The 7,092-nt window shown below is 56.2% G+C and carries 5 protein-coding genes and 1 pseudogene; 3 read left to right on the top strand and 3 right to left on the bottom strand.

Annotated elements, in window-relative coordinates:
- From ACXJ5O_RS14980 to ACXJ5O_RS14970, 3 genes and pseudogenes are all read right to left on the bottom strand, one after another.
- Positions 1–180: pseudogene (locus ACXJ5O_RS14980) on the bottom strand (septal ring lytic transglycosylase RlpA family protein); the annotation flags it as partial.
- 421 nt (positions 181–601) lie between these two features.
- Positions 602–1,792: a mannonate dehydratase gene (gene uxuA / locus ACXJ5O_RS14975; RefSeq protein WP_457300574.1), complete on the bottom strand. Its 1,191-nt coding sequence runs from the start codon at positions 1,790–1,792 to the stop codon at positions 602–604.
- A gap of 33 nt (positions 1,793–1,825) precedes the next feature.
- Positions 1,826–2,602 carry a GntR family transcriptional regulator gene (locus tag ACXJ5O_RS14970; RefSeq protein WP_457300573.1) on the bottom strand — a complete coding sequence of 259 codons (777 nt, stop codon included), beginning with the start codon at positions 2,600–2,602 and terminating at the stop codon, positions 1,826–1,828.
- A 255-nt stretch (positions 2,603–2,857) separates the two neighbouring features.
- On the opposite strand from ACXJ5O_RS14970, the gene uxaC reads away from it, so the two are divergent.
- The 3 genes from uxaC (at position 2,858) to ACXJ5O_RS14955 (ending at position 7,063) form a co-directional block, all read left to right on the top strand.
- The gene (gene uxaC, locus ACXJ5O_RS14965) at positions 2,858–4,255 is read left to right on the top strand and encodes a glucuronate isomerase (protein ID WP_457300572.1); all 1,398 of its coding nucleotides are present in this window, start codon (positions 2,858–2,860) and stop codon (positions 4,253–4,255) included.
- 27 nt (positions 4,256–4,282) lie between these two features.
- Positions 4,283–5,755 carry a mannitol dehydrogenase family protein gene (locus tag ACXJ5O_RS14960; RefSeq protein ID WP_457300571.1) on the top strand — a complete coding sequence of 491 codons (1,473 nt, stop codon included), beginning with the start codon at positions 4,283–4,285 and terminating at the stop codon, positions 5,753–5,755.
- Positions 5,756–5,884: 129 nt separating this feature from the next.
- Positions 5,885–7,063 carry an ABC transporter substrate-binding protein gene (locus ACXJ5O_RS14955; RefSeq protein WP_457300575.1) on the top strand — a complete coding sequence of 393 codons (1,179 nt, stop codon included), beginning with the start codon at positions 5,885–5,887 and terminating at the stop codon, positions 7,061–7,063.
- Positions 7,064–7,092 lie beyond the last annotated feature (29 nt).

The raw sequence follows: 7,092 nt of genomic DNA, 5'->3' as shown, positions 1-7,092 counted from the left end.
GGTGCGATGAGCGGCGGTGAGAGCGGAGGGGTTCATCCGTTCGCCGGAAGCGGTTCTGGAATGTAGGGCATACCACGAAGCACCGCCACATGCCGAACCGGCACTGGCGGATACAGCGCCCAACATCAGAAAAAGGATGGATGAAATAAGTACCGTGCGGATACTTGCGAAAGAGACCATGTGAAATTCACACTTTGAGTAGCCCGCGGCACAGAACAGCCGGACTGAAGACACACGCGTAGAGATTGACCCCCGGGCAAGTAGATCGTGGCGTGAGCGAGTAGCTCTCTCTATTTTGGAGAAATGTGGCCTTGAGGTGACCCGTTTCGGAGACTTCGTCGAGATCAATCCGAAATATGATCTAAGTTACTCAAAAAACTTGTCTTAATATGATTCAAAAAGTGATGACCGATGCTTATAGTAAAATGCGGTATGACTGCAAACGGTCGAGAATATGGCAACAATGTGATGAATGCCAATAGAATTATTGAGCGATGACTACGAGTTGGTCGGTGCGCTTCAAAAATCGGTAACTCGTTAGATGTAGAAAAGCCCTGGCTCGTGAAAACCAGGGCTTTGAAAACTCAAAAATTTGTCCGGATTATGCGAGCGCGGAGGCATCCAGCGCATGTATAATTCCGCGCAGTTCGGCAAGGCCGCGCAGGCGGCCAATCGCCGGATAACCGGGCGTCACGTCCTTGTTCAGGTCGTCGAGCATGCGGTGCCCGTGATCAGAGCGGAAAATGATACTCTTTCCCTTGTCGCGCTTGTGGTCTTCGGCAAGAAGCTCGCGCAACACCGCCACCATATCCACGTCGCCTTCAAGGTGAGCCGCTTCGTGAAAGCTGCGGCCATCACCCTCGCGGGTCGTCGCACGCAGATGGGTGAAGTGAATGCGCGAAGCAAAGCGCCTGGCGATCTCTGGGAGGTCATTGTCCGCCCGCACACCAAGACTGCCGGTACAGAGGCACATGCCATTTGCAGGCGAGGGTACTGCATCGAACAGCGCCGCATAGTCTGCTTCAGTCGAAGCAATACGCGGCAGGCCGAAGAGCGAACGGGGCGGATCATCCGGATGCAGGGTCAGCTTTACGCCGAGCTCGTCGGCAACCGGCGTCACAACCTCCAGGAATTCAATCAGATGCTGACGCAGGCGGTTCGCATCGATGCCGGAATAGGTTTCGAGCTTGTCGCGGAACGCAGGTATGGTCAGCGGTTCAGTGGTCGAGCCAGGGAGCGCGCTGGCGATATTGCGCGTAAGATCAGCGATTTCCTGTGCATCCATGGCTTTATAGAGGTCGCTGGCAATCGTGCGGTCAGCCTTTGAGTAATCGTTTTCGGCACCTTCTCGCTGCAGGATGTGCAAATCAAACACAGCGAACACGTTGTGATCGAAGCGCATGGCCGTCGAACCGGTCGGCGTGACATAGTCAAGATCGGTGCGGCACCAGTCGACCACGGGCATGAAGTTGTAGCAGACGACCTTGATGTCGTTGGCCGCAAGTGCTTCCATACTAGCGATCCAGGCGGCAATCTCGTGCTTGGCAGCGCCACCGAGGCGCTTTACTGCATCAGGAATCGGAATGCTCTCGACCACCGACCAGGTCAGCGGCGTCCGTCCAGCTGGTGTCGATTCAATCAGTGACTTACGCTCATGCACTTGCGCCGTTGTCCATGCTTCACCAATTGGAACCTCGTGGAGCGCCGAAACAATATCGGTTGCGCCGGCCTGCCGCACGTTATCGAGTGAGACACCGGCTTTTGGGCCAAACCATCGCCATGCCTGACGCATTCATTCCTCCGTCAAATTACACCGCCAACCCTGTCACACAAATGATCCGGGGTGGCTCTTTCTCAAGGTCTCGATATCGGGGATGACGGCATTCAGATGCTGTTTCATCGCCGCACAGGCGGCCGGCACGTCATGGGCTTCGATGGCATTGCGAATGATCTGATGCTCGGACAGAACATGCTCCATGCGGCCCAAACCCGGTAACGTCATGCGCCGCGCCCGATCGATTTGCACCTTCACCGGCTTGAGATAGTGCCAGATGCCAGGATGGCCGGAAATTCCGGCAATCGCTTCGTGGAAAGCCTCGTCGGCCTCGTGAAACGCACTCGTGTTCTGACGATCGGCAAAAAAACGCTGGCGGGCGAGGATTTCATCGAGCCATTCGACATCCTTGGCCGTTGCGACGGCCGCTGCACGCTCCACGGTTGCACCCTCGAGCGCCTGGCGGATCACCACAGCCTCGGGGATCAGCGCAACAGGAATACGGGCGACAAATGTTCCCGATTGCGGAAAGACATCGACAAGTCCGTCTTCAACCAAGCGGATCAACGCCTCGCGCACCGGCGTGCGACTGACGCCAAAGCGTTCGGTCAGGACCTTCTCGTTGAGGGCAGTTCCCGGTGTCATCTCCATTGCTACGATGGCTGCGTGCAGCTCGCGGTAAATTGCGGTGGCAGTGGTCATCCGCCCGGCCGGCGTCCCGCGGGGTCCCGGGCTTGTAGCGCGCGCGCCGCGATTGATACCTGAAGTTCTTACCTCGGGCGGCGCTGCAATAGTTAAGCCTTTGTCTCCCTGGTTTTCTGCTGTCATCGCAGTGCTCCATTTCCATATTCACGATCATCTGATCATTGAATGATGGAATTCCATTTCGATTCATAGTCCGAGACCGGCGTTATGCGATGATATCAAGTGCATTCGGTCTCAGTTGACATACTAATATATTATTATTTACAGTTCGCCAAGATCATCAATGTTCACAAATGGCGCAACCTGCCATCATAAACGGAGCATTAACGGCTTCGCATCCAGGTCGGTGCAGGCGCGAGGTGGTAGCAAGGACGCATAATGGCACTTCATCCTGACCGACTTTTCCCGATCGAGCCCAATGCACGAGGGATTGCCCGCCGTCTGTTCAGTGCGGTCGAGAGGTTGCCGATCATCTCACCACATGGTCACACTGATCCGCTTTGGTATGCGAATGACGAGGCGTTTCCAGACCCGGCGAGCCTGTTTGTCAAGCCCGATCATTATATTTTTCGCATGCTCTACTCTCAGGGTGTGAGGTTGGAAGATCTCGGCGTGCCGCGTCAGGATGGAGGCCCGGTCGAGGCTGACGGCCGCATAATATGGCGGCTGTTTGCGAAGCACTTCTATCTGTTTAGGGGCACACCCTCCCGCCTTTGGTTCGAGCATGCACTGGAAACGGTTTTCGGCATTGAGGAGCGGCTTGGCGAGAACAATGCAGATGCGCTTTATGATCGGATTGCCGAGCGCCTGACGGAACCATCCATGCGTCCGCGGGCGCTCTACAAACAATTTGGCATCGAAGTCATTTCGACGACCGATGCAGCGACCGATAAACTCGCAGCGCATGACGCGATCTTGAAGTCAGGCTGGGATGGCCGCGTCGTTCCCGCCTACCGTCCCGATGCCGTCGTAGATGCATCGCGTGCGGACTTCCTCCCAAACGTAGAGGATTTCGTTGGACTTGCAGGCACCAAACTCGACTATGAGGGATATCTCGAAGCGCATCGGGTGCGCCGTGCCTATTTCAAACGGCGTGGCGCCACGTCCAGCGATCACGGGCATCCGAACGCGCGTACCGCCGATCTTTCTGTCTCCGCGGCGTCAGCGCTATTCGAACGTGTGCTGAAAGGCGCTTCGCCTGAAGACGCCGACCTCTTCCGCGCGCAGATGCTGACGGAAATGGCGCGAATGAGTATCGAAGATGGCCTGGTCATGCAGATTCATCCCGGCTCTTACCGAAATCACAATCCCGCTCTGTTCAAACGGTTTGGAACGGACAAAGGAGCGGATATTCCGCGCTCGACCGGCTATGTCGAGGAACTGAAACCTCTGCTTGACGCGTTTGGCAACGACGCTCGGCTGACACTCATCCTCTTCACCCTCGATGAAACCAGCTACAGCCGGGAACTCGCTCCCCTCGCGGGCCATTATCCAGCCTTGCGCCTTGGTCCTGCATGGTGGTTCCATGATAGTCCGGAGGGTATGCGCCGCTTCCGTGAACTGACCACCGAGACTGCCGGCTTCTACAATACGGTTGGCTTTAACGACGATACGCGCGCCTATATGTCCATTCCCGCGCGCCACGATATGGCCCGGCGCGTCGATTGCGCATTCCTGGCGCGGCTTGTCGCCGATCACAGGTTGGAAGAGGACGAGGCGGTGGAAATCGTGCATGATCTTGCCTACCGCCTGGCGAAACAAACTTACAAGCTTTGACATAGAAACCAGAATTGCAGGCACAGAATGACTGAAATGCTCCGCCTCTCCAACTCGACGCTGCATCATCTGGCAGCAAATGTGAAGCAACCCGGCTACGATCGAACCCAGGTTCGGATTGGTATCGTGCATCTCGGTATCGGTGCATTCCACAGAGCACATCAGGCCGTCTATACGGACAGCGTACTCGCCAGTGGCGACAATCGCTGGGGCATACTGGGTGTTTCGTTACGCAGTGGCGATACGAAAGAGGCAATCGAACCGCAAGACGGACTTTACACTGTCGCATCCCGCGATGGCGCCGGCGATAGCTTCCGTGTGATTGGCAGCGTCGCAAAAGTTCTGGTCGCACCCGAAAATCCGGAATCAGTACTCGCTGCAATGACAGATCCCGACGTCAGGATCGTTTCCTTGACCGTGACGGAAAAGGGGTATTGCTATTCGCCCGCCACCGCCTCGCTCGATGAATCTCACGCCGATATCGTCCACGATCTTGCTCATCCCGCTACACCGCGCTCGGCTATTGGTTTTATCGTAGAAGCACTGGCCCGGCGCCGCGCCAATAGTGTCGCGCCTTTCACGCTGTTGTCCTGCGATAACCTTCCCTCCAATGGCGAAACGCTCAAGCGGGTGGTTACACGCTTTGCCGAACTGCGCGACGCTGCGCTTGGGCGATATATTGGCGAAAACATCGCCTTTCCTTCGACCATGGTTGACCGGATTGTCCCGGCTACGACCGATGCCGATCGCACCATGACGGCCCGGGCTACGGGACTATTCGATGCATGGCCAATCATGACCGAGCCTTTCACACAGTGGGTGGTGGAGGATCATTTTCCTTCCGGCCGTCCGGCATGGGAGGACTTCGGCGCAGCATTCGTCGATAATGTCGATGCATTCGAACTGATGAAACTCCGGCTCTTGAATGGCAGCCACTCAACCTTGGCTTATCTCGGTTATCTCGCCGGTCACGAGACGGTTGCCGATGTGATGAAGGCCGAAGGCTTCAGCGCATTCATTGAAACTATGATGGACGACGAGATTACGTCGACGCTTCCGCCGCTCCCAGGATTCGACCTGGACGCTTACAAAGCTCAGCTGCGCGAACGCTTTCGCAACCCGGCGCTGCGCCATCGCACGTGGCAGATCGCCATGGACGGCTCGCAGAAATTGCCGCAACGCTTGTTGAACACGATCCGAAAGCGTTTGGAACAGAAGAAGCCTTTCGACTATCTCGCTCTCGGTGTCGCCGGCTGGATGCACTACGCTACGGGAGTGGACGAAAAAGGCCAACCGATCGATGTGCGAGATCCGCTCGTCGACCAATTCAAGCAGCGCACGGCAGGAAAGACAAAGGCCGGGGACCTTCTGGATGCATTTCTTGGCATGGAGGAGATTTTTGGTGCGGATCTCCCGAAAAGCCAAAAATTTCACGAAACGGTCGCGCGCAGGTTGGAGAGTCTCCTGAATAACGGTGCCGCCGTATCAGTGTTGGCCTAAAGTTCAAGGCGAAAGCCCTTGCTATCTCGATCTGATAGATTAATATATCAAATCTCAACAGCGGCCGGACACTGGGAACCCGGCCATACCTGAAAACGAGGGCGTTGAGCCAACAGGGAGGAAACCATGATCCGCATAACACGCAGACAAGCCATTGGCGGTCTGGCAGCAGTCGCCACGCTGCCGGCAACGCGACTATTCGCTCAATCCAAGCTGGCACTGCCAACCTCACCAGTAACACTGAATATCGCCGACGTAGCGGGCAATCTGGCACTGACGCAGACAGCCATCGAGAATTACGCAAAAGCCAAACCCGAACTTGTATCGAAGATCACCTTCACCAAGGCGCCAGCTCCGGAACTTCCGGGCAAGATCAAAGCTCAACAGGCGGCAAACAGGCTGGATATAGATCTCGTTCTGACAGGTACCGATGCCCTCTCTGCGGGTATCGCCCAGGACCTGTGGGTCAAGCTTCTGCCGGATCACTCCGCCTCGCTGCCCGATCTAGCGGCTATCTACCTAGAACCTGCCCATCGCATGCTGGCGCTCGGTAAAGATGTCGGCGTGGTGGTGACCTATTACCCGTCCGGCCCGCTGCTCGAATATATGCCCGACCGCGTCAAAAAAGTACCAACCACAGCGGAAGAACTTCTGGCTTGGGCCAAGGAGAACCCCAACAAGTTTCTCTACGCGCGCCCGGCAAATTCCGGCCCCGGCCGCACTTTCCTGATGGGCCTGCCTTACCTCCTCGGCGACACTGATCCGCGTGATCCGGTAAAAGGCTGGGACAAAACTTGGACCTACCTTAAGGAGCTGCATAAATATATCGAGTACTATCCGACCGGCACTGGCGCTTTGATGAAGGAACTCGGTGAAGGCACGCGCGACATGACTGTCTCCACCACCGGCTGGGATATCAATCCGCGTGTGCTTGGGGTCGTTCCGAAGGAAGCGGCAGTCGCGACTCTCAAAGGTTTTCACTGGGTCGCCGATGCGCACTACATGTGCGTCCCGAAAGGCATTGCAGACGACAAGCTTGCAGTCCTTCTCGATATGATGAGCTTTCTGCTGACACCTGAACAACAGGCCTTCACCTATGACCAGGGTTATTTCTATCCGGGTCCGGCTGTGAAGGATGTGCCGATCACCATGGCTCCGCAAGAAAGCCAGGATGCGATCGCAGAGTTTGGCCGCAAGGAATACGCAGATTGGATTGCCAATAATCCCGTCGAAATTCCGCTGGAGCCATCTTCGATGGTCGTTGCATTCCGTCGTTGGGATGAAGAAGTCGCGGGCAAGAAGTCCTGAAATTACCGATCATCGCATCATCCGGAAGC

It is taken from the genome of Phyllobacterium sp. P5_D12 (assembly GCF_054049495.1).
The sequence above is the reverse complement of the archived record's forward strand: the minus strand, read 5'-3'. Positions and strand labels throughout refer to the sequence as shown.

What these genes read in the sequence shown, in the direction of transcription:
- uxaC (WP_457300572.1), top strand. Translation starts at nt 2,858, where the DNA reads ATGGCACTTCATCCTGACCGACTTTTCCCGATCGAGCCCAATGCACGA.
- ACXJ5O_RS14960 (WP_457300571.1), top strand. Translation starts at nt 4,283, where the DNA reads ATGACTGAAATGCTCCGCCTCTCCAACTCGACGCTGCATCATCTGGCA.
- ACXJ5O_RS14970 (WP_457300573.1), bottom strand. Translation starts at nt 2,602, where the DNA reads ATGACAGCAGAAAACCAGGGAGACAAAGGCTTAACTATTGCAGCGCCG.
- uxuA (WP_457300574.1), bottom strand. Translation starts at nt 1,792, where the DNA reads ATGCGTCAGGCATGGCGATGGTTTGGCCCAAAAGCCGGTGTCTCACTC.